This is a genomic window from Orientia tsutsugamushi (genome assembly GCF_900327275.1).
In the GTDB taxonomy this organism is placed as follows: Bacteria; Pseudomonadota; Alphaproteobacteria; order Rickettsiales; family Rickettsiaceae; genus Orientia; species Orientia tsutsugamushi.
Window position 1 is genome coordinate 470,281 of the sequence record NZ_LS398548.1, and the last position, 22,661, is coordinate 492,941.

The window sequence follows — 22,661 nt, forward strand, 5'->3', positions numbered from 1 at the left end:
TAACAGAGCTAAACTATATAGTTATAGTTATTATTGTTGACCTTTTAATTGTTATATAATATGTTACTAAACAATTTTAATGTTTAAGTGTATTTAGTTGCACGCTTTAAAATATTCAAAAATAATTTTTAAAGCTTAAAGATCAATTTTAATAAAAATATTCCAATGCGTTTTATTATTCTTCTTTTTTCTTTTGTAGTTGCAAATATAAGCATTTGCTTTGCTGTACCAGATACAATAATTGATGTCATAGCACCAAGTTCTAAAGGTAGTGAATTAAATCTACAATTAATAGAAGATTACTTAGAATCTATAGGTGTAAAAGCTAATGTTCCAGAAAATATCTACAGTGATAATGAACCATTGTATTCTAATACAGATGAGTTTAGAGCTGAAAGTTTAGTTAAAGCATTAACTAATCCGAAGAGTATAGCTATTTGGTGTATTAGAGGAGGAAGAGGAGCTAGTAGGTTAATTCCATATCTGGAAAAGCTACCTGACGATGTAAAAAAGAAGATTGCGCAAAATAAAAACAGAAAAATTCTGATGGGATTTAGTGATATTAGTGTTTTACATATTTATTTACAAAATAAGTATGATTGGAGCACTTTGCATTCTCCAATGCTAGAGCAGATAGTAGACAATAAAATCTCTCAGGATTCTATTGATAAATTAGAACTATTAATCTCAGGATACCGCAATAATATCAAATTCAATCTAAAAATGATTGATAATGGTATTGAATTAAATGATGGTATATTAGAATCGAAGGTTGTTGGCGGTTCTATATCATTAGTTAGAGCTAGCATAGGCACATGCTGGCAAATAGATACAAAGGATAAAATCCTGTTTTTAGAGGAAGTAGAACCTGACCCAGCTCTACTAGAGCTCAGACTAGAGCATTTAAAGCAAGCTCATATTTTAGATGAAGTACAAGCCGTCATTTTTGGCGATATACTATGCACCAACGATGAACAGTTATTAGAATTAGTCAAGCACAGATTTGCTCAAAGCGTAAACTTTCCTGTATTTACACTAAATGGCATTGGGCATGCTCGTACTAATTACCCTTTACCTCTTAATACTCGAGCTGTCATTAATCATATTAAAGGCAATCGTTTCTCTATGACAGTAGATATGCCAGCAGAATGGCGTAGAAGATAAAGTATTGTACTAGAGGGTTTGTTCTTTTAAAAGGAATTAGGTCAGTTATTCTATGATTATGTTCTTTTTGATATCATGATTTTGCTTTTATAGCTTCTATTTCGTTTTGTAATTTTTTCCAATCATATATTTTTCTATTAATTTCATTACTTGTTTTCTTAAATCATACGGATATGCTGCTCCCATAGTTTTCTTCTATTCGTTTTATTTTTTCTTTACTATACATAACTATGTGAGGTTATATAGCAAAACTCTATAAGCCAATTATAATAATACAATGTTAAGATGTAACGAAAAAGTAATTAGTATGAAATATACTATAAATTTTTGGAAAAAAGGCTCCGAACAATAAAGAAAAGAGAGAAAATTAGTTTTGAATCAGTACCAAAACATTTTTGGATAGGAAAGAATACAGTATTTGTATCGAGTAAAAACTTTGATGATGAATACTACTATATTCATTAATTTAAAATTGAAGTAATTAAATAATAACTTATTAATTTTTAAAATTGGATTAAACTTATAGTCTGTAGTATAGTTTTTATTTAATAGCAAATACTTTTGTAACAATAAGAAATATTTTTAAGCAGCATTATCAACTATCAACATATATATTAAGATGTGTATAAAATTTTGTTGATTGAGAGTCATTATGATTTAACACTTTGCCAATTATAGTTATTGATATTCCAAAATTTGCCATCCAACTACCAACAGTTCTTCTAAGATCGTGTATCCTTAAATTTTTTAATCTAGCCCTTTTACGAGCTTTTTTCCATGCTATATTTATGTTCTTTAAATGTCTACTATTTCCTCTTTGTCCAGAAAGTACACAATCACTTTCTGATGAATATGGATACTGTTTTAATTTTTCTATTAGATCTCTTTCGAAACTGGTTAAGGTAGATCAAAATTATAAATGCCAGAGATCAAATTAAATCTATGATCGAATCTTTTACGTCTATTTCGATATTTGTCAGCAATAATTTTGAACCGTTTTAGCATACCAATAACTTTTTCATTGACAACTCTTTCTTCTTCTAATCTACGATTATTCTTTTTATCATTTTTAGTTAAAGGATTTTTCTTGTTTTTTTTATTTGGTAATTCAGAATTATTGTGAATTTTTTGTATACTTTGATATCCTGTATCAGTAATCACTTTAACCTTAGGATTGATAAGAATTTTGGATTTCTTAAATAATCTAAAGTCATGTTTTTTACAGTTAGAAAAATCTGTACATATTACTTGGTGGGTTTTCTTGTCTACCACTATTTGAGTTTTTAGTGTATGCCTTTTCTTCTTTCCTGAATAATAGAATTTTTGTTTTTTTAGGTCTTTCTATAGGCCTCTCAGTAGCATCAATCAAGACTACTTCATAATTCATATCACTCTTCATTAAAGCTTTACAACCTGGAAGAGCAAAGTTTGCGTGTTTAACTAGGGTGTCTTCTACCCATTTAACAGCTTTATATGCTGAACTTTCACTAATCACATAGTTCTGGCCTATATGGAAATAAGTACGGTATTCTCTAAGGTATTCTAAGACCATCAGCAACTGTTCCTACAAATTGAGCTTATTTTTACACCCACCTTTTGATTTCTTAAGACTATCAGCCTTCCTCAAAATATCTACCATCTTTGAAAATATCCACTTCCTTACTCTTTGTTAATCGTCGAAATTTTTCATCCTTTAACTCTTAACTCTTTAATCTGATCGAATTTCATTATTACTTCAAATTAGATTTTTATAACACTATTCTACATCATTGTCTGGTTTCAAAAGAAGTCTATTATATTAATCGACCTCTGTATTCAAGTCAATACATGCGCCATTAATTTGGTTACCACTATCAGTAGATGCATAATTATAGCATATAAATGAAGTTAAACTTGGGGCTGATGTTTCATACAGTGGACTTATTATATCACTGCATGCATAAACACTATAGTGTACGAATGACTGTAACCATTCTTCAGCATTTTTATGTTCTATAATAATACCATCGTTACCTGTAGAACTAACATTTTGTAATTTCTCTTCTTCAGAAGCATCTAATTCTACTATATCGTCACCCCAATGTTTTACGTCAACTACTTCACACTCTTCAAAATTACTCAAACCATGAGAATGAGCTGTTATAGATACTTTTTGAAGTAAATTAGATGCTTTGTTAATTGTGTTAGATACTTTATGAAATGCATACGATATTTTGTTAAATCCAAAACTAGAAGCTAGCATGTTTCCTGCTGCATCAAATGGCTTGCATAATTTTTTAAGATTATCTGCAGCCCAGCTAATATAACCATCATTATTAAAAACCTTTTTTTTTGGTATTACTAACTTTGGTGGTTCTGCAGCAAACTGATCATTAGCACTGTTTACAAGATTCGGCACTGCATTAAAAACTTTGCAATTCTTAGCCAATGAATAAATTTTTTCTCTATCTACAGTAGAAAAATATTTATTTTTAACTGCATACTCTACAACTGGATTTGAGCCTGGATTGTCAAAAGTACGAGATTCAATAAATTCAAGATTTCGAGATACAATCTCAGCCGCCGTTAAATCTGAAACCACTGCTCCAAGAGAATGACCGCTAGTGCTATATTTATAACCTTCTACACCAATCTTGGCGACTATTTTATCAATAAAAGCTTTCATTGGCTTTATCTTTGAAATATCACCATGCATATACACACCTTTTAGATCATCTCTCAGATCGTTTACATCTTTAACATCTGTACCTGCAGTAGCAACATGAATTTCATTGGTTTCTTCATTAAGAAAAGCTACTGCTTTGTAGCCATACATATTAGTATCTTTATAATCTGCAGAATTACATAATATCTTCCACCCTGTACCCTTAATTGCTGCTTCAGTTTCTTTAACTCTTTCACCATAAGTAGAATAACCAACTTTATAAGCAAGCCTAATAGCTGAGTTTATAAACTTATGATTACAAATTGTTGATTTTAAAGATTGATTAATAGGCATATTTTAAATAATGTTTTGTTTGTTAATAATTTAGTTATCTTATTACCCATATTACGAGTAATTCATAGTTTAATATCACAAGCGAAATATATCCATTATTTTCTTTTAAAATGAGTAAAAAAAACTTAATTAATGTATAAAAGTCGCATATGGTTCTTATGCCTTTAGGCTGGGTTTTTATCCATTAATTCTAATACTTCTGCCTTATTAAATCCTGAGTTTGATATTTTGATATAAGGAAACAGGTTAAAGTATATTTAGAATAACGATGACAAGAATAGATTAACACAGATACCGTATTAAGAATCAAGAAAAGAAATAATAATTTTATAAAAAAGATGTAAGTTTTTATAAAATTATTATTTCTGATGAGTTGAAATATTCGGATTAAAAGGATAATTGTTCTTCAAGACACCATAAATAATATGTAATAACATGATCTATAGGAAAAATTGGTCTTCTAAGGTAGATAGTATAAGTATGAAGATTTATATAGGTTTGGCATAAAAATTTTTTTCAACCTATTTTCAACCTTTTGAACAAAAATTTGATGGTAATTTGTAAAAAAATTATTTTCTAAAACACCTACTATAGCTGTATTTTTGGAGATGAAAAATGCGCCCTGTAGTATTCGATTTTTTAACTAATAGTTGTACTATTTTAAAAAAAAATAGTAACAATAATGACACAATATTTTATAACTTTATTGGAAATATCATTCCGCCAGAATGGAGAAAGCTAACTGGAGATAATGGAAAAGCGTTAAGCAAAACATCTAAACAGCTTTTATCATTTATAGTATTTAGACTACATATCTATTACAACAAAGATATAGATGAATTACATGAAAGTTATCAGCTTTATGAGGATAAGCTTAATGTTTGTCAAAGAAGAGTTAGGCAATGCTTAGTAGAATTAAGAGATGCAGGTTTTATTGAAGTTGAAAATAGGACAATAATTAAAGACAATGTTAAGTTACGTAATGTCCCTTGCATAAAAATTCTGAAAAATTTTCAGCACTATAGTGAAAAAGGAAAAGAAGAAAATATAGCCTTACCAGAAAAAAAATTTCGTCCCAACCTGAAAGAAATTTCAGGTCAACCTGAAACTTTTTTCAGGGACATATATAGATATATAAAAAAATCTAAAATATCTAGATCTACTGAAGGTGAGTTAGTAGAGAATAAAAAAAATGAAAATGAAGAACAAAATTTTCAAAATGTTGATGATTTTGAAAATGATATACGAATTTCAACTAAAAATTGTAATCAAGACATTGAATCACTAATAACAAAAATTCTCAAGTCTTCGAATGGTAAAAAAGAATGGTTCAAAAGGTACAGGCTAGAAGAGTTTTACCCACTAACACCAGAAGATGCAGTTGCACTGCAACACAAGTCTGATAGAGCTTTTAACATATATTTTATCAACAAATTACTATTAAAGCTAGCAGATCAATATTCGAATTATCATTTTGGCTGTAAGGCATCAGTTCTAAACTATATGGCAAAAGCGTTAGCGAATGAATTACGAACTACTGATCAGGCAAATAGTGACAACTTTAGATTTGATAACGTAGAAAAATCTAATAAGGAAAAATATCTTACTCAAATTGAAACAAGCGCAAATCTTAGTAAGGAAAGTCAGTTGAAGCATAAAATTGCTGGTTCTTTTGAAGCAGCTATGGCTTATCAAATTTTGACTTCTTGTAGTTTTGGGCCAGCAGTTCGAACTAGGTTTTTTGTTAAGTTGCTTAAAAATATCACACTAACAGAATGTGATAGATCAAAGATATTACAAGCTGTACAAGATGTATATGGATACGAAATTCAAGAATTGCAAGTTACACCATTTGAGCAACCTACAACTGTTTCACAGAAACAAATCAATGAAGAAGAGTATCTCTTGAATATCAGTAAACAACTGGGCTCTAACTCGACTTGGTACAAGGTACGAGAATCTTTGATTAAAAGTTACGGTCAAGCTATCGATAAATCATGGTTTATCAAATTAGAAGTTATAAATGAAGATAATGTTAGTAAAAAAATATTCATTAAAGCTAAAACAGAATTTGAAGATAGTTACATCAGAGAGAACTATCTGAAAGATCTTGAGTCCGCTTTTAAAGCTCAAGGATTTTCTTTTGAGTTAGTTAAGTTTAGTAATTTTAATAAAATTTAAAGGGTGATATGGAAAAAGATCTTGCAAAGATTGCTCCAAGTAATATTCAGGCAGAGCAAATGATACTTGGGGCAATTCTGATTAACAATCGTGCGCTATATAACATTAACGAATTTTTACTGCCGGAACATTTTTATGAACCATTACATGGTAAAATATACAAGTCAATTAATCTCATTATTAGTAAAGGAATTAGTGCTACTGTAATTTCGCTCAAAAATATGCTAGGCAATGAACCCTCATTTGATGAAATAGGTGGAGTAGAGTATCTAGCTAAACTTACAACTTTAGCATTAAGTATAGTTAATGTTAATGAGTACGGCAAAATAGTATATGACCTTGCGCTGCGGCGTTATTTAATTGAAATTGGAGAAAAAATAGTAACAAATGCGTATTCTTCTACTTTAGCAGATACAGCTATAACTCAGATCGAAACTGCTGAATCTCAATTATATGATCTAGGTTCAAGAGGAACTTTAAGTAAAGGATTTATAAAATTGCAAACTTCAATTGAAGAATCATGGACATCAATTTCATCTGCTATTAAAAATAAAAACTCTATTAATGGTATCAGTAGTGGACTACTTGACATTGATTCAAAGCTTGGAGGATTTAAAAATTCTGACCTAATAATATTAGCTGGCAGACCTTCAATGGGTAAAACTGCTTTAGGAGTTAACTTAGCAATAAATGCTTGTAAATATTTTTTATCATCATCTACTCAACAAAATAGCAAAGTTTCTAATATAACACCATCAGTTGGATTCTTTTCTTTAGAAATGTCATCTCAGCAAATCTCAACTCGAATTCTTTCTATAGAATCAGAAATTAATAGCTCTGCATTATTTAACGGTAAAATAAATGAACAAGATGTTGATAAGTTAAAGACTGTACAAGATGAAATACAAAAGTGGAATTTTTTTATAGATGATGCTCCGGCAATCTCGATATCTGCAATTAGATCTCGAGCTCGTAGACTTAAACGTACACATAATTTAGCAATATTATTTATTGATTATTTACAGCTAATAAAAATTGATAACAGAGTGAGTCAGTATAATCGAGTGCAGGAGATTTCTGAAATTACTCAGAGCTTAAAAGCTCTTGCTAAAGAGCTCAATATTTCAATAATTGCGTTATCTCAATTATCTAGAGCTGTAGAACAAAGGTCAGATAAAAAGCCTATTCTCTCAGATCTAAGAGAATCAGGCTCAATTGAACAGGACGCCGATATTGTAATGCTTATATATCGTGACGAATATTACTTGTCTAGATCAGAACCGAATCCAGGTACTCCAGAATACACAGAATGGGTTACAAAACAAAATAAATGTTATAACACTGCTGAAATAATTGTTGCTAAACACCGTAATGGGCCAGTTGGTACAGTGAAGTTGTACTATAATAGTAGGTATTCTAAATTTGGCAATATTGTTAAAAACTCTCAGCAATGTTAATAAACGCTAGATTATGCATAAGATGAAAAAATGCTTATTCAAAAAAAATTACAGCAAAATTTTACTCATTAACACCAGAGATATGTAACTCAAGATTGGTTTTTGGCATCGTGATAACTGAATTCAAAAAATTTATAATTTAATTTGCCTCTTTTCCAGTTTTTATCTGGGATTGGAGTATACAAAAAGTTTAAATTATGGTATAATTTATTAATAACCATTTGGAGGTGGCCAATGATAGATTTTTATAGTGAGAGCTTAATAAATAAGCTGTTCAGAACCAACATAAGATTTAACACCAAAATTGATCTTGATAAAGTTGAAAGAGCAATAAAATATGCTAAAAAATATCATGGTCAGCAAAAGAGAGATACTGGAGAACTCTACTACACACATCCATTGAAAGTAGCGTACATGGTATCAGACTACAGCTCTGAAACAGATACAATTATTACTGCAATACTACATGATACACTTGAAGACACAAAACTAACTAAAGAAAGAATAAGGTACGAATTTGGTGCTAATATTGCAGAACAAGTTTCAGACCTTACCAGAGTTAGGGATAATAAGAAAATCAGTGCTATGGAAATGATACAAATATTACGCAGCCAAAATAAAACAGAACTATTACTGATCAAGCTTTTTGATAGATTCCATAATATTACAACTATATTCATCAAACCTCCTCACAAAAGGCAAGAAATAATATTTGAAACGCAGCAAGAATTTATAGCTCTTGCTGAATACCTTAAACTACCAGAGATTGGAGAACGCTTAAGCGAATATTGTAAACTTCATGCTAGCTAATGAGTAAATAATTGAGAATGAAAGGATTAAATATATGATATTAAAATCTAAGACTAAGTATACCTTACATAGCGCTATTCAAGATGGTGATATTAAAAAAGTGAAGCAGCTTATTAATAAGGATATTACACTTGTCAATTCAAAATATAAAGATGGCACTACTGCTTTATCTGTTGCTTTGAAATATAAGAATCTACCTATTGCTAAGATTTTGTTGAACAATGAAGCTAACGTAAACGCACAAGATAATGATGGGCACACTGCTTTACATCTTGTTGTTGAAACAATTCAAGTATATTATGAATTTTTCGAAAAATATCCTACCTATTGCAATGATCATATAGCATTACTGCTAAAATATAATGCTGATGTAAATATCGAGAATAATCAAGGTAATACACCTTTATCTGATGCTGTTGAATGCAAATGTGTAGAACCTTTAGCAATTATGCTAAAACATAATTCTACTGGTATTAATAAAAAATATGATGAAGGAGAAACACTACTACATATTGCTGTTCGTAATAAAATCATAGATATTATAGAGCTTTTGATTGATTATGGTGCTGATATTGATGCAAAAGATGATAACGGCATGACTACTATAGATTATGCTGCTAAAAGCGGTAATGCAGATATATTCAACTTTCTAACGGAACAATGGGTCCCATGGTATTAGGTTTCAACAGATAGCTAATATGTTAATGCTAATAAAGAGAAGTTAATATGAATGTTTTGAAATCACTTTTACAACCGTGTTATGCTGTTATATTAGCATTCGTTGTATTATCTTCACCATCGATATGTACAGCGAATAATAATGTAAACTTCAATGCTTTCAAAGATAGTATTGATACTTCACAATTCTATATAAAATTTTCAACTGGTATTGCTACTAACTACGACACATTAGAAGCTGGAATTGGTTATAGATTAAATCGGCACAGAATGGATGTAAGATTAGGATTTATGTGTCATCACAACTGTAGAGATAACTTTGTTCAAGGAAATTATTATTACAATATAATTGAAGGTAACAAAGCATCAATTTTTGTTACAGGTGGCCTAGTATCAGTTCTCAAGTCTTATAGTGATATTGGAGTAGACTTGGGAGTTGGTACAACAATAAACTTATCAAGAGATACATATTTAGACATTGAATGCAGCACAATTGCTAACTATAGACCACTTCCTATTCATATACGATTTGGATTGCAGGTTCACATTTAATAACTAGCAAGTTTTATAGTTAGTAATGATTAGTTCATTAACAGGATTGCGTTGTTCATTGATTGAGTATACGACTGTAACGGTATTGATATTAAAATCTTTGTATAAGTCTCTAATAAAGGCAGTATTATTATTTGAGATCATAATCTTAACACCTTTATTTGTTAATTCTTGGACAAAATCCCGTAATCTAATTTGATCTTTTTCATCAAATGGAAGTCTAGTGTAGAACCTTTCTCCAGATTTATGGTAAGGAGGATCGAAATAAACAAAGTCATTTTGTTGAGGCTCTATAAATGAAAAATCTGTAGCATAAATTGATACACCATGTAGAAGGCTGCTGCATTGGTTTATTCTAGATGCAATGTGGAGTTTAATGTAGCATTCACCAGAAAATGTTTGAGCAGATTGTCCATTTTTGTAGACTCTATAAATTCCTCTAAAAGAATATTTATTAAGATATATAAATTTTGCGGTAATTTCATTCGGATTATTACTATATTTGTTTTTAACTTTATAATAATAATCCTTCGAATGATGTTTGTGATATAAACTCAGTAATCTATTGACCTCATTAGGATTATTTTTAACAGCATTATAGCTAGTAATTAAATCGAGATTGATGTCAGACAAAAAACATTGTTTAAAAAGATGCCTAACTTGAAAAAATAAAGCACCGCCACCAAGGAATGGTTCATAGTAATTATAGTGTGGACCTTGAGGAAGATGTTCTATTAATTTATTAACAATTCTTCGTTTACTACCAATCCAATGAAGAAAAGGCTTAGACTTATTAGCAACAGCTACTGACACATGAAGTTTAATTAATTTCTGTTAGTTGAATCTCTATTGAGATTATACCAGAAAACAGCTTGTAATGCTAGTAATAATAACGCTTACAAGACTTTTTATGTATCCTTTTTGAATAAGATTTATTATTGATTATAACCACAAGTAAGGAATGTAATAATTTTACATCAACATTAGATTATTATGCAAAAATTTAGCCTGTAAATTAAAAGATTTTAATAGACTAATAAAAATTATAATGCTACTCTATACCTTGTATTATCTAGGTTTTAGAACTTTGATAATACTAAGCTGAAGATTAAATAGAATAAAGAGTTGAACTTTTTACTTTAATCTTCAGAAACCATTTTTTACATAAAAACAGTAGGGGAATTCTATGTCTCTTGGAAACGAAGGTCAACAGAAAAATAAAAGTATATTTAATAAAAATATACAGTCAAAACTGTTACTAAGACATCTAGCAGCTGGTGATAAAGAGCTTTTAAAACTTACACATCAAATTAAAACACTAAACTTAAATATAATAGATGTATTCAAACAGCTCAAAAGTGAGTCAGAAGATGTTAGAACACTTCAGTCCGAAATAATAGAAAATAAAAAATCAACATTAAGGGAAGCCATATGTCATATACCAATCAGCTTAGCTAACAGTTAGCTAAGCTTGCTATTTTAAATTTCTAAAAAAACAAAGTTAATAAACTTAACCATAGGAGAATAATATGGAAAATAACAATATATATTTGATTCAATATATTAGGCATATAGTAAATAACTGCAATAAAACAAAGCAGAATATAGTAGAACTAGTAGGATATAAGCAAGATGCAATAGCAAAAATAACAGATACGTTAGGCTCACTTGATGAACTAATAAATCATCTAAATGATAAAATTTGTGTATTTAGAAAAAACATAGAATCAAAGAATGTAGAACTAGAAAATTTTAGCCTACAAACCTTTGTAACGGATGCTGTTGCTAGACTAAAAGCAATTGCTGAAGATGATAGAATAGATCTAAAAAGCAATTTTCAGGCTAATATAAAAGACAGTATTATTGGAGATAGTTTACGAATAAGAGCTGTACTAAGCCAGTTAGCTGAAAGTGCTATTATACATGGCACTAAATGTACAACGATTAATATTTGTGTTCATTTATTACCTTCTAAAGATGGAAAAACAGATTCAAAAGATAAAATATTACAATTTTTAGTACAAAGCACAGGCCCTAGCATTCAGAAAGAAAAATTGCAAAAGATGAATTCTGAACTAAGCAATTCGAATTTAACAAAACATCAAGAGCTAGGACAAGGGTTGGTGTTTATAAAACAGCTTACACATCAAATGAAAGGAAATCTCAAAATAGATCAAGGAAGTAACTACATATCTTCTTCGTTTGAAGTGCCAATTCAATTATATACCTAAATTAGGATGCAACTATGCAAACGGAAGCCATATGTGATATACCAGTCAGCTTAGCTAATTGTTAGCTAAGCTTGCTATTTTAAATTTCTAAAAAAACAAAGTTAATAAACTTCACCATAGGAGAATAATGTGGAAAATAACAATAATGATCTAAATGATAAAATTTGTGTATTTAGAAAAACCATAAAATCAACGAATGTAGAACTAGCAAAATTTAGCCTACGAAAAATGCTAAATGGTACTATTGCAGCAATCAGATTAATTGCTGAAGATGAAAATATAGAGCTAAGGGAAAAAATAGGAAATGACATATACGATATTATTACTGGAGATAGGTTTCGAATAAGAGCTGTACTCACTCAGTTAGTTGGTAGTGCTATTATGCATAGTACAAATAGCAAAGTTAGAGTTAGCATTGATTTTTTGCCTCCTAAAAATGAACAATCGAATTCAAAAGATAGAATATTGAAATTTGTAGTGCATAGCGTAGGAGCTGGCATTTCAAAAAACAAATTACAAGAGATGAACTCTGAATTAAAAAAACCACACTTAATTAAGCATCAAGCATTAGATTCAGGGTTAGAACTTATCAAACATCTTACATATGAAATGAAAGGAAGCATTAAGATAGAGAGTAAAGAAGGGCATTATACAAAGTTTTTAGTCAGCATTCCGATACAAACTAGTAATTTAAATTCGCAACATTAGTCAAATGGAGAATATTATGAAAAATAAAAAAAGAATATCAATACAACAAAAGACATTTCTCAAGATGTTTGGACAATTCATCTGCCACCTATTTCAATTAAGTTAGTATCTACAGCTAAGGAAAGAAATATTTATCTTTGTACCGAAAATATGAATGCAGATAACTATATTAAAATGAAAATAAAGCTACAACAAGCGGAAGATTATCTAGAGGAAGCTGAGTCAATGAAGCAATATTGTATAGATTTGATTCAAAAAATTAAATATACGTTTGATCTTACTACTGCTAAAATCCAAGATCTAGCAGATGATCTACTATGTTGGCAAAATGATTTCAAAGAAAAGGAATATAAAACTACTAGCTTAACAAGAATACTTAATTGTGTTGCTAACCTACAAGACTGCTGTAACAGTATAGTTTACTCACTTAGAGACCAAATTGAGCTTCAAAACGTACATTTAAAAAAATTTAGCATACAAAAACTATTGAAGGATACAATTAGTTCGCTGAAAGAAATTGCTGAAGATAGAGAAATATCGCTCAGTTACAATGTTCAGGACAACATAAATGACATTGTTATTGGAGATAGTTGTCTATTGCAAACTATACTTAGTCAATTAATAAGTGGAGCTATTAGAGTTAATAAAAGCTGTAAGGTTGATGTTATAGTTATGTTATTTATTGCACCGTATCGAAAGGAAAACGAAAAAGACAAAATATTAAGATTCATAGTACGTGATAACGGAAAAGGTATTTCACAAGAAAAACTACAAGAAATAAATGCAAAATTTACTGATTTGCATTCAATTAGAGTATCCAGAAATATTAGACTCGAGTCTAGGATTTACAAATTACATTGTTAACAAACTAAGTGGAAAATTAGAGATAAAGAGCGAGGCAAATAAGTTCACAGCTATTACTTGCGATATACCAGTACAACTTAATTAAAAGATATGGAAGCATTTTATGAGTCATACTATAAAATCTGGAGATTTTGGTATTCAAGCAAAAGTAAATAATACTATTAGAGCACTGAAGCCATTCACAGAAAATAAAGGAATAAATCTTAGCTGTAACTTCAAAAATGATATTAAAGATTTAATCATTGTAAATAGTACTCAAATACAGAAAGTACTAACACTATTAATTTGCAATGCTACTAATAGTAAATGCAGCGAAATTAGTGTTGAAGTTGATTTGCTGCCTTCTACAAATAAAAAGACAAATTATAGAATATTACAATTAATTGTTCGTAATAACGGAATTGGAATTTCAGCTGAGAAAGTGAAAAAGATAAATAATGAGCTCAGAAACTTACATATCAAAAGCTATGCAGTACTAGAATCTGAATTACTACTCGTTAAACCGTTTATACATGAAATGACTGGAAAAATTAAACTAGAAAGTAAGCAAGATCAGTATACAGCTTTCACGTGTAGTATACCTATAGAAGTTCGTTGAGAAACTGAAAATTAGAATTATTAATGGAGATGGAGGAAATAATGTTAGCATTTTTAAATTGTGAACATATCAATAAACTACTTGATAAGCTGGACTTGATTAATCATAGTTTTAATAAACGCATTGATCTTGATAAAGTAAAAAAAGCTATATTTTATGCAAAAAAATATCATAGCAATCAAAAGCGAGATACAGGAGAACCTTATTATATGCATCCATTAAAAGTTGCATATATGGTAGTAGAGTATAGTTCTGAAACAGATACGATTATTACAGCAATATTACACGATGTAATTGAGGATACAAAATTAACTAAAAAAAAGATAGCAATGGAATTTAATGATAACATTGCCGAGCAAGTTCTAGCTCTTACAAGAAACATAGGTGGTAAGAAAACCAGTTCCATGAAAATGATTCAAACATTAGTGAATCAAGATAAAGTAGAGCTATTACTAATCAAACTATTGGACCGATTGGATAATATTAAAACTATATTCATAAAGCCAGCCAAAAGAAGACAAGAAATCATACTAGAAACGCAGCAAGAATTTATACCTCTTGCTGAATACCTTAAATTACCAGAGATTGCTATAAAGCTAAATAAATACTGTGAGCGTTATGCTACCTAATAAACTAAAGTTTAATAGGTGGTTAATGTAGTGAATTGCAGAAATTAAAATTCAATAAGAGAATGTTCATGTAAGTTATTTTATTGTATAATTTAAAAAGAATAGAAAATATGAAAAATATATGCATTTATCAAGATTTCTAGATCCAAAGAATGATGTAGCATTTAAAAAGATATTTGGATCAGAAAAAAACAAGGACATACTAATACATTTTCTGAACGATATATTGTTGTTTGAAGGGAATAGAGAAATAACAGAAGTAGAGTTTTTAGGAACGATATTAGATGCAGACATAGCGTCCAAAAAAGAATCAATAGTAGATGTTTTGTGTAAAGATAAAAACGGTGCGCAATATATAATAGAAATGCAAGTAGATCCTACACAAGGATTTGAAAAAAGAGCACAGTATTATGCAGCAAAGGCATATGGCAGGCAACCAAATAGAGGGAAAGAAGGAAAATACTCAGACCTAAAGGAAGTTATATTTATAGCTATAGCAGATTATAAATTGTTTCCAAACAAAGAAGACTATATATCAAGGCATGTAATATTGGATAAAAAGACATATGAGCATGATCTAAAGGACTTTTCATTTACCTTTATAGAATTACCAAAATTTAAAAAAAATAGAGTGGAAGAGTTAAGTGATATAACAGAGAAGTGGTGCTATTTTTTTAAACATGCAAAAGAAACAACATTAGATGGATATAATAAAATAATAGGTGAAGATTTAATAATAAAAAGAGCGTATGAGGCATTAGATCAGTTTAATTGGAGTGAAGACGAACTAATAACCTATGAACAAGAGTTAAAGCGTATATGGGATAATAAAGCAGTAGAAGATTATAAACTCGAACGCGCTAAAGCTGAAGGAATAAAGCTTGGTGAGGCTAAAGGTAAAGCTGAAGGTAAAGCTGAAGGAATAAAGCTTGGTGAGGCTAAAGGTAAAGCTGAAGGTAAAGCTGAAGGAATAAAGCTTGGTGAGGCTAAAGGTAAAGCTGAAGGTAAAGCTGAAGCAAAAAAAGATTTTGCAATAAAATTATTGAAATCTGAATTATCAGTTGAGACAATTGCTGAATATACGGATTTATCAATACAAGAAGTATTAAATTTAAAAAATAGTGTAAAATAATAAGAAATATACAACACGAAATCTTACTTTTGATGTGTTGTATGCTACTTCTATTAGATGCTTTATATCACACTACAAGTTCTATACTATACTAAACATTGAGAAGCCTATTCTTTGGCCTCAATGTCCTTAACATGGCCGCACCATTCTTGACGAAAGCTATTCCATTTTAAGTCATGAAGGCGAATGTGGCGCTTAGTGTTTTCGTCTGGTTCAGAAGCAAATTTTAAAATCACAGCAGCTTTATTTTGCTGTTCTTTATCAAAAATATCTTTACCGATTGTAGTCCAATGATTCTGAACATTTTGATGTATAGTCATTTACAATGAAGTTTGAGTATAAAATATCCTGTTAGTAAATCTTATGATGCTATTGTCGCTTTTTTATGCTCAAACCTCATTGTAAATGACTATAGTCTATAATCTAGAATAATAAAACATTCTTAACTTATGAACATGTGACTCTGTGCCTTGATTCTAAAAATTAATCAGTTATGATGCGGAGATTGCTTTTTTAAATTTTTTTTTTGCAAGTTCATTTGCTAACTGGTATGCGTACACATTATCAGAATCATATTTGATAGCCAGGTTACAACTTTTTCTATTGCATTTCTACCTTTTTTAAAATATCTCTAATATAAGGTGCTATTAAACCTGGATTATACTTAATAGCTAACTCAAAATTCTTTATTGCCTTTTCACGTTGTCCTAATTGCTTCAAACTTTCTCCTTTATTAAGATAAGCTTCTGCAAAACCTGGTTTATACTTAATAGCTAAATTAAACTTCTTTATTGCTTCTTGATGTTGTCCTAATTTACTCAAAGCAACTCCTTTATTCATATAAGCTTCTGCCAGATCTGGTTTATGCTTAATAGCTATATCACAATTCTCTATTACTTCTTGATATTGCCCTAATTGGTATAAAGAAATTCCTTTATTATAGTAAGCCTTTTCATCATTTGGGTTGTATCGAATACCTGTATCAAAATTCTCTATTGCTTCTTGATATCGACCTAATGCATTCAAAGCATTTCCTTTATTAATATAAGCTTTTGCCAAATCTGGTTTATACTTAATAGCTATATCATAATTATCTATTGTTTCTTGATATCGACCTAATTCGTTCAAAGCAATTCCTTTATTATAGTAAGCGTTTACATCATTTGGGTTATATTGAATAGCTATATCATAATTCTCTATTGCTTTTTGATATTGCCATAATTGCATCAAAGTATTTCCTTTATTAATATAAGCTTTTGCCGAATCTGGTTTATACTTAATAGCTATATCATAATTCTCTATTGCTTCTTCATACTGTCCTAAGTCGTTCAAAGAGGCTCCTTTATTATTATAAGCTTCCGCCGAATCTGGTTTATACTTAATAGCTATATCATAATTCTTTATTGCATCTTGATATTGTCCTAATTGCTTCAAAGAAATTCCTTTATTAATATAAGCTTCTACCGAATCTGGTTTATACTTAATAGCTATATCATAATTCTCTATTGCTTCTTGATGTTGCCCTAATTTGTCTAAAGCAATTCCTTTATTAATATAAGCTTCTGCTGAATATGGATTACACTTAATAGCTAAATTAAACTTCTTTATTGCTTCTTGATATTTTCTTAACTGAAAAAATGAATTCTCTTTATTAAAATATTTGTCTGTTAGCATATCTTTACCCTAAAATTAAATAGTGTTATATGAGCAGATTATTTTGATGCAACAGATGTAACTGTATTAATAATACTGTCATATATTTTATATGATTTATAAAAATTCCCCTTTAAATTTTTGATTAGCTGTGATAATTGCTAAATCAAATGTGCTGTTACAAATTTTCTTTTTTACATCATTATTTTTAATACTATCAGAAATTTCATCAAAATTCTTTATTTTTTATTATTACCATCAGTTATGTTACTCTGAAATTCTTACTCTATATTTTCTATCAGTACTAATATTGCTAGCTGTGCATATAGTTTGAACTATTATCTAAGATACAAGCTCAAGTTTATACTGAACATTGAGAAGGCCATTCTTTAAGGCCTCAATATCCTTAACATGGCCGCACCATTCTTGACGAAAACTGTTCCATTTTAAGCCATGAAGGCGAATGTAGCGCTTAGTGTTTTCGTCTGGTTCAGAGGCAAATTTTAAAATCACGGCAGCTTTATTTTGCTGTTCTTTATCAAAAATATCTTTACCTATTGTAGTCCAATGATCCTGAACATTTGGATGTTGTGTTAAAGTTTCTTTTAGTGAAACAATTGCACCAAATAAAGTATTTGTTGGTAAGTGATCAAGATTAGCTTTAGCAAGTAATCCACCCATTTCGATAAGACGTCGAGTACGCATTTTACGTTCTTTAATTTTAAGGTTAACCTCATCCATGATTAGCCTAGCCTTTTTTTGTTGAAGAGTAATTTTTTTCTGCATAAGATTTGCCATGTTAGTAATTCAGAAAGATAAAAAAATCAGGCAAGAATATATCAAAATAAAATTCCAGTAAAGAAAAAAAACCGCGCCTACCAAACCAACATCAAATAATTATAGTCAAAAAAACGTGAATTCAAGGTTAGAAGCTTCATTAAAGAATAAGCTTAAGCGGGTAGGTAAGCGCAGAAGCGCTTTTCCTCCCAAAGAACCGTACAAGCGAATTACTCCGCATACGGCTCAAGCAATTTACAAACAGCTGCAATAAGTTGTCCGCGATTACTGTGTACTTGTCGATGGCAGTTTTCATGCAATAAGCACAAATTGTTAATATGGTCAGTGCCACCACATCTTATAGGTGTTATATGATGTACATGAACACTTTCACCATTATCTATTAAATCAAAACAAACAAGACATTTACCCTTTTGTCTACGCCAAAGAATCTGCCTAGATTTAAACAAATACTTAGGGCTATCAGCCTGACGTTTATGCCAATATTCTCTAAGTTTTGAATTATCAGGAGAAGATTTACCTTTAACAAGAATATGTCGTTTAATCGTTGTCCATTGTAATTTCCATAGATATAGATCTTTATTCATAAAGACCCAATTATCATTTCTGCCTTTAATGCGACCCCAATACTTTTTCTTAAGCCATTCCCAGGATTTTTTAGGATGTTTTCTACATACGAATCTTGCTTGCTAAATCCACATCCAACAGTCTAAATTGGAAAAAATTTTCTTGGACACAACTTTGTTGAAATAACTGCACCATCCAAATATTTTAGAATTTAGATTATCAATTATTCTATCAATATTCCATGAGAAACTTTTTTTCCATTCTATTGACATTCGTTTTTTAAACGACTTTATAGAGTCTTTAGACGGTTTAACTAGTAGAGCTACACCTCTTCTTGTACTATTGGTTTTATATTGTCGAATATTAAATCCAAGGAAATCAAAACCTTCATTAATATGAAGTATCCTGGTTTTTTCCTTTGACAATTCTAAGCCTCTAATACTTAACCAATCATTAATAATACTTTTGGCTCTGATACATGAGCTTTCTGACTTAGCGCAAACGACAAAATCATCAGCGTATCTCACTAAAGCATATTCGGATTTAGAATATAGGTGATCATACTTATTATAGATAATATTAAGTATATCACTCATTCCATGAAGAGTTATGTTTAAAAGTAATGGAGAAATTAATCCACCTTGTGGAGTACCAGCTGTTGTTTTGATAATTTGATAATCCTGCATTACACCAGATTTAAGCCATGCTTGAATCCAATTACGAGCAGGGAAATTTCCTATAATTTTCAAAAGAAAATTATGATCAATATTATCAAATGCTCCTTTAATATCAGCATCTAATATCCAATTTCTATTGGTTCCATGTCGAATAATACCAGATATTCTCTGTATTGCATCGTGAGCGCTACGTCCAGGTCTAAAGCCATAGCTGCAACCTTCAAACTTAGCTTCCCAATATGGTTCAAGTGCTGATTTTACAACAGCCTGTCTACACCTATCCAAAATAGTTGGCAAGCCTAAAGGTCTAGATTCGCCATTACTTTTTGGTATGTATACACGCTTAATCGGTTTTACAGATGATAGATTATTATCTGCTAACTTTTCCATCAACAGACTCCTTTCTTTATCTGTCTTAACAACTATTTTATCAATTCCAGGACTTTTTCGTCCTTTGTTGATTTGAGTAACACGTCTTATAGCAAGTAACCTATTTGCTCTTGATTTTAACATCAATCTTTGTAAGTTACGTACTAACTTCATATTACCATTTGCAGATGCCCTATAAATACGTCTACGAAGATTATTAACCTTTTGTATAATTTCTTTCCAGTCTATTGAATGCCAATAGATTTTCTTGAAATTATCTTTAGTCTCAATTGTTACATTTGCGTTTAGCATCCAACTTTTCCAATTAATTCATAATCTTGTTTACCTATTTAGGGTAAATCACCAGTCTTAAGTTAGCATCATTTCTGATTAGCATATAAATGCCTATACACTCAGTTATTAATTTCTGTAGTCTTTCGACTTAGTGTCATTTGCTTTCTAAGACCTCTCTTACCTACTATCAGTTGCCTAATAATAGGCTTACCATGTTTCACTCATCAGAGAGACGTTAAGTTGGTTATCTTCTTTATACCGAGGAGCTGGCATTTTTAAAGAAGGCTGCGTATTCCTTCTTACAGCTAAGCTTTTCAGCTTTATCCTTATAACAGAATTTATCTGGAGTATCTGCTTCTGCATTGACGATATTTTCCATACGAAGATTCACTTTCGTTTAACCAATTTTAACTTTACCTTGCCCCTATTTCCCATCCAGATTAGTACTTTAGTTAGGCTTTCTATCGCGCTTAGTACAAGACCGTTACCAATCTCGCACCGCAATAGCGGTAACTAAGGTTTAAATGCAACCTTGCTACATTTCTGTAGTCTCTGTTTGAGCGACCTCATGTCGCACTACGCAATATGCAATCGATAAAGATTGCTGCTAAAAAATGAGTACTCATTAACCGATTGAATGTTAAAAAAAAAGAAGTTTGTGCTAGCAAAATCAAAAAAACCATGCTAACTTAAAACTCAGGTGAGAATTGGTATTGAGATAGCTATACAGTTTACAAGGGTTGAATTTTTAAGTAGAAGTACAGGAGGTGATAGTTGTCGTAAGGCAGCGTATAATGCAAGAACTATTGTTAAAAATAAGCAAACAGGTATAAGGTATAACTTCTCTCGTAAGAAAGATAACGTATATCATACAGTGCTGATACCGGATTATGTAAAACAAGAATTCAAGAATATTCAAACATTAATGAATGAGGTAGAACGAACCGCAAAAGACCCAAACAGCCAGTTGTTGAAGGATATCGTAATAGCGTTGCCAGATGAGAAGGAGCTAAATTTAGAGCATAGAATAGAACTAACTCATCGAATAGTTGATGCAATGGAATGGGTGCAAAATGGTCTTGGAGTACAGATAGACATTCATAAGCCTCAAATAGGAGATAAAAACTGGCATGCACATATATTGCTCACTATGAGAAGATTTAGAAAAGATGGAACTGGTTTAGGAGATAGAGCAGTAGATTTAAACCCAAAAATCATAACAGTTAATGGCAAAAAGGTTGTTATTAAAGATTCCAAGATGATTCATGAAATAGCAAAAGAAGAAACTAATGCATATTTCGCTGAATTAGGCTTGCCATATAGAGTTGACGAGACAAGCAAAGTACCTGGAAAGCATATTGGACCTCGTAGAATTAGGAATTTTATTAATGAAGTATTAAATGAAAATGAGTTACGTAAAGAGGCTCATTTGAAGATTATTAATGATGCTGACGTAATAACAGATTCTATAACACATTACAAATCTATTTTTACTAAGCAGGATGTTGAAAAAGCAGTAAAAGATATACCAGATCCAACAGCAAGAGAACAGTTAGTTCAGCAAGTGCTTAGTTCAAATAGAATACTAGAGTTATACCATGATGATGGTGAAAGTAGCAAATATTTTACGACAATTGAGGTTCGAAATGAGGAGACGAGAATAATCAGAATAGCTAATAAAATCAATGATCAGGTTTATTACAACAACATTTACAATCTTAAAAGTGATATCGAAGGTCTAGCAAATGTTAGTGAGGAACAGAAACAAGCGCTAAGGCATATTTTGCTTAGCACTAGTGGAGTTAGAGTCTTGAGAGGAAGAGCTGGTACAGGAAAATCTTATGTTTTAGCAAAAGCGCATAAGCTCGCAACAAATCGTGGACAAAAAGTTATTGGTATTGCTCCTACTCATAAGGCAGTATCAGAGCTGAGGAGCAAAGGTTATACAGAGGTCTATACAGTAAAAGGATTTTTATATAATCGAAAAAAAATTTTTATGCAAGACAGCTTAATAGTAGTAGATGAAGCTGGAATGGTAGGTACTAAAGCTTATGCAGAGCTGTTTAGAGTAGTTAGAAACAATAATTGTCAACTGATACTTGCTGGGGATGAAAAACAGTTAGCTTCAATAGAAAGAGGCGGAATGTTTGAGATGCTGAGTAATATTTTTGGTTCACATGTTTTAGTAAATATTCGAAGACAAAGTGAAAACTGGAGCAGAGAAGCAGCAATGGAGTTTGCTGAGAGTAATATTTTAAGCGGTATAACCTTACTGAGGCAAAATAACTGCGTTAGGTTTGA

21 protein-coding genes and 3 pseudogenes are annotated in these 22,661 nt (G+C 30.5%); 14 read left to right on the forward strand and 10 right to left on the reverse strand.

Annotated elements, in window-relative coordinates:
* Positions 1 to 165 precede the first annotated feature (165 nt).
* Positions 166 to 1,164 carry an LD-carboxypeptidase gene (locus DK405_RS02465; protein WP_045912524.1) on the forward strand — a complete coding sequence of 333 codons (999 nt, stop codon included), beginning with the start codon at positions 166 to 168 and terminating at the stop codon, positions 1,162 to 1,164.
* Between the two features lie 595 nt (positions 1,165 to 1,759).
* On the opposite strand, the gene DK405_RS02470 is transcribed toward DK405_RS02465, so the two are convergent.
* The 3 genes and pseudogenes from DK405_RS02470 to DK405_RS02480 form a co-directional block, all read right to left on the reverse strand.
* Positions 1,760 to 2,041 (reverse strand): tyrosine-type recombinase/integrase, encoded by a 282-nt coding sequence (locus tag DK405_RS02470; protein ID WP_080946451.1) that lies wholly within the window; start codon positions 2,039 to 2,041, stop codon positions 1,760 to 1,762.
* A gap of 20 nt (positions 2,042 to 2,061) precedes the next feature.
* Positions 2,062 to 2,864 (reverse strand): annotated as a pseudogene (locus DK405_RS02475) (IS5 family transposase); the annotation flags it as partial.
* 98 nt (positions 2,865 to 2,962) lie between these two features.
* Complete coding sequence (locus DK405_RS02480; protein WP_045912526.1) at positions 2,963 to 4,162, reverse strand: hypothetical protein; 1,200 nt, start codon at positions 4,160 to 4,162, stop codon at positions 2,963 to 2,965.
* Between the two features lie 615 nt (positions 4,163 to 4,777).
* Here DK405_RS02480 and DK405_RS02485 point away from each other — a divergent pair.
* From DK405_RS02485 to DK405_RS02505, 5 genes are all read left to right on the forward strand, one after another.
* Positions 4,778 to 6,343 carry a DnaA N-terminal domain-containing protein gene (locus tag DK405_RS02485; RefSeq protein ID WP_064613080.1) on the forward strand — a complete coding sequence of 522 codons (1,566 nt, stop codon included), beginning with the start codon at positions 4,778 to 4,780 and terminating at the stop codon, positions 6,341 to 6,343.
* An 8-nt stretch (positions 6,344 to 6,351) separates the two neighbouring features.
* Complete coding sequence (locus tag DK405_RS02490; protein ID WP_064613078.1) at positions 6,352 to 7,800, forward strand: replicative DNA helicase; 1,449 nt, start codon at positions 6,352 to 6,354, stop codon at positions 7,798 to 7,800.
* A gap of 234 nt (positions 7,801 to 8,034) precedes the next feature.
* Positions 8,035 to 8,610, forward strand: a complete 576-nt coding sequence (locus DK405_RS02495) for an HD domain-containing protein (RefSeq protein WP_064613076.1) — start codon at positions 8,035 to 8,037, stop codon at positions 8,608 to 8,610.
* A 34-nt stretch (positions 8,611 to 8,644) separates the two neighbouring features.
* Entirely contained in the window at positions 8,645 to 9,289 is a 645-nt protein-coding gene (locus tag DK405_RS02500; protein ID WP_064613074.1) for an ankyrin repeat domain-containing protein, read from the forward strand.
* A 47-nt stretch (positions 9,290 to 9,336) separates the two neighbouring features.
* A complete protein-coding gene (locus tag DK405_RS02505) occupies positions 9,337 to 9,840 on the forward strand; it encodes a hypothetical protein (protein WP_064613072.1) in 504 nt (167 codons plus the stop codon).
* Positions 9,841 to 9,843: 3 nt separating this feature from the next.
* Here the strand turns inward: DK405_RS02505 and DK405_RS02510 are convergent, their stop codons facing one another.
* Positions 9,844 to 10,653 carry a DNA adenine methylase gene (locus DK405_RS02510; RefSeq protein ID WP_045913641.1) on the reverse strand — a complete coding sequence of 270 codons (810 nt, stop codon included), beginning with the start codon at positions 10,651 to 10,653 and terminating at the stop codon, positions 9,844 to 9,846.
* Positions 10,654 to 11,026: 373 nt separating this feature from the next.
* Here DK405_RS02510 and DK405_RS02515 point away from each other — a divergent pair, with 373 nt between their 5' ends.
* From DK405_RS02515 to DK405_RS02550, 7 genes are all read left to right on the forward strand, one after another.
* On the forward strand, positions 11,027 to 11,305 hold the full coding sequence (locus tag DK405_RS02515) for a hypothetical protein (protein WP_045915527.1): 279 nt from the start codon (positions 11,027 to 11,029) through the stop codon (positions 11,303 to 11,305).
* A gap of 64 nt (positions 11,306 to 11,369) precedes the next feature.
* Entirely contained in the window at positions 11,370 to 12,071 is a 702-nt protein-coding gene (locus DK405_RS02520; RefSeq protein ID WP_064613070.1) for a sensor histidine kinase, read from the forward strand.
* 129 nt (positions 12,072 to 12,200) lie between these two features.
* On the forward strand, positions 12,201 to 12,779 hold the full coding sequence (locus DK405_RS02525) for a sensor histidine kinase (RefSeq protein ID WP_064612799.1): 579 nt from the start codon (positions 12,201 to 12,203) through the stop codon (positions 12,777 to 12,779).
* Positions 12,780 to 12,953: 174 nt separating this feature from the next.
* Positions 12,954 to 13,643 (forward strand): histidine kinase, encoded by a 690-nt coding sequence (locus DK405_RS13720; RefSeq protein ID WP_231967601.1) that lies wholly within the window; start codon positions 12,954 to 12,956, stop codon positions 13,641 to 13,643.
* Positions 13,644 to 13,746: 103 nt separating this feature from the next.
* On the forward strand, positions 13,747 to 14,241 hold the full coding sequence (locus DK405_RS02540; protein ID WP_109455797.1) for a sensor histidine kinase: 495 nt from the start codon (positions 13,747 to 13,749) through the stop codon (positions 14,239 to 14,241).
* Between the two features lie 41 nt (positions 14,242 to 14,282).
* A complete protein-coding gene (locus tag DK405_RS02545) occupies positions 14,283 to 14,870 on the forward strand; it encodes an HD domain-containing protein (RefSeq protein WP_109510576.1) in 588 nt (195 codons plus the stop codon).
* A gap of 121 nt (positions 14,871 to 14,991) precedes the next feature.
* The gene (locus tag DK405_RS02550) at positions 14,992 to 16,002 is read left to right on the forward strand and encodes an Rpn family recombination-promoting nuclease/putative transposase (protein WP_064613239.1); all 1,011 of its coding nucleotides are present in this window, start codon (positions 14,992 to 14,994) and stop codon (positions 16,000 to 16,002) included.
* A 91-nt stretch (positions 16,003 to 16,093) separates the two neighbouring features.
* Here the strand turns inward: DK405_RS02550 and DK405_RS02555 are convergent.
* The 6 genes and pseudogenes from DK405_RS02555 to DK405_RS14935 form a co-directional block, all read right to left on the reverse strand.
* A pseudogene (locus DK405_RS02555) lies at positions 16,094 to 16,322 on the reverse strand (conjugal transfer protein TraD); the annotation flags it as partial.
* A 280-nt stretch (positions 16,323 to 16,602) separates the two neighbouring features.
* The gene (locus tag DK405_RS02560) at positions 16,603 to 17,676 is read right to left on the reverse strand and encodes a tetratricopeptide repeat protein (RefSeq protein WP_045915951.1); all 1,074 of its coding nucleotides are present in this window, start codon (positions 17,674 to 17,676) and stop codon (positions 16,603 to 16,605) included.
* 321 nt (positions 17,677 to 17,997) lie between these two features.
* On the reverse strand, positions 17,998 to 18,453 hold the full coding sequence (locus DK405_RS02565) for a conjugal transfer protein TraD (protein ID WP_064613237.1): 456 nt from the start codon (positions 18,451 to 18,453) through the stop codon (positions 17,998 to 18,000).
* Between the two features lie 209 nt (positions 18,454 to 18,662).
* Entirely contained in the window at positions 18,663 to 19,040 is a 378-nt protein-coding gene (locus DK405_RS13290; protein WP_052691740.1) for an HNH endonuclease, read from the reverse strand.
* A gap of 102 nt (positions 19,041 to 19,142) precedes the next feature.
* Positions 19,143 to 20,378: a group II intron reverse transcriptase/maturase gene (gene ltrA, locus DK405_RS02570; protein ID WP_197709767.1), complete on the reverse strand. Its 1,236-nt coding sequence runs from the start codon at positions 20,376 to 20,378 to the stop codon at positions 19,143 to 19,145.
* Positions 20,379 to 20,613: 235 nt separating this feature from the next.
* The gene (locus DK405_RS14935) at positions 20,614 to 20,739 is read right to left on the reverse strand and encodes a hypothetical protein (protein WP_269459331.1); all 126 of its coding nucleotides are present in this window, start codon (positions 20,737 to 20,739) and stop codon (positions 20,614 to 20,616) included.
* A gap of 321 nt (positions 20,740 to 21,060) precedes the next feature.
* Between DK405_RS14935 and DK405_RS16045 the strand changes: the two are divergent.
* A pseudogene (locus tag DK405_RS16045) lies at positions 21,061 to 22,599 on the forward strand (AAA family ATPase); the annotation flags it as partial.
* Positions 22,600 to 22,661: the final 62 nt, after the last annotated feature.

Coding starts and splice junctions, on each gene's coding strand:
- DK405_RS14935 (WP_269459331.1), bottom strand. CDS start 20,739: ATGGAAAATATCGTCAATGCAGAAGCAGATACTCCAGATAAATTCTGT.
- DK405_RS02520 (WP_064613070.1), top strand. CDS start 11,370: ATGGAAAATAACAATATATATTTGATTCAATATATTAGGCATATAGTA.
- DK405_RS02565 (WP_064613237.1), bottom strand. CDS start 18,453: ATGGCAAATCTTATGCAGAAAAAAATTACTCTTCAACAAAAAAAGGCT.
- DK405_RS02485 (WP_064613080.1), top strand. CDS start 4,778: ATGCGCCCTGTAGTATTCGATTTTTTAACTAATAGTTGTACTATTTTA.
- DK405_RS13720 (WP_231967601.1), top strand. CDS start 12,954: ATGAAAATAAAGCTACAACAAGCGGAAGATTATCTAGAGGAAGCTGAG.
- DK405_RS02490 (WP_064613078.1), top strand. CDS start 6,352: ATGGAAAAAGATCTTGCAAAGATTGCTCCAAGTAATATTCAGGCAGAG.
- DK405_RS02545 (WP_109510576.1), top strand. CDS start 14,283: ATGTTAGCATTTTTAAATTGTGAACATATCAATAAACTACTTGATAAG.
- DK405_RS02495 (WP_064613076.1), top strand. CDS start 8,035: ATGATAGATTTTTATAGTGAGAGCTTAATAAATAAGCTGTTCAGAACC.
- DK405_RS02540 (WP_109455797.1), top strand. CDS start 13,747: ATGAGTCATACTATAAAATCTGGAGATTTTGGTATTCAAGCAAAAGTA.
- DK405_RS02515 (WP_045915527.1), top strand. CDS start 11,027: ATGTCTCTTGGAAACGAAGGTCAACAGAAAAATAAAAGTATATTTAAT.
- DK405_RS13290 (WP_052691740.1), bottom strand. CDS start 19,040: ATGAATAAAGATCTATATCTATGGAAATTACAATGGACAACGATTAAA.
- DK405_RS02465 (WP_045912524.1), top strand. CDS start 166: ATGCGTTTTATTATTCTTCTTTTTTCTTTTGTAGTTGCAAATATAAGC.
- DK405_RS02480 (WP_045912526.1), bottom strand. CDS start 4,162: ATGCCTATTAATCAATCTTTAAAATCAACAATTTGTAATCATAAGTTT.
- DK405_RS02550 (WP_064613239.1), top strand. CDS start 14,992: ATGCATTTATCAAGATTTCTAGATCCAAAGAATGATGTAGCATTTAAA.
- ltrA (WP_197709767.1), bottom strand. CDS start 20,378: ATGCTAAACGCAAATGTAACAATTGAGACTAAAGATAATTTCAAGAAA.
- DK405_RS02500 (WP_064613074.1), top strand. CDS start 8,645: ATGATATTAAAATCTAAGACTAAGTATACCTTACATAGCGCTATTCAA.
- DK405_RS02505 (WP_064613072.1), top strand. CDS start 9,337: ATGAATGTTTTGAAATCACTTTTACAACCGTGTTATGCTGTTATATTA.
- DK405_RS02560 (WP_045915951.1), bottom strand. CDS start 17,676: ATGCTAACAGACAAATATTTTAATAAAGAGAATTCATTTTTTCAGTTA.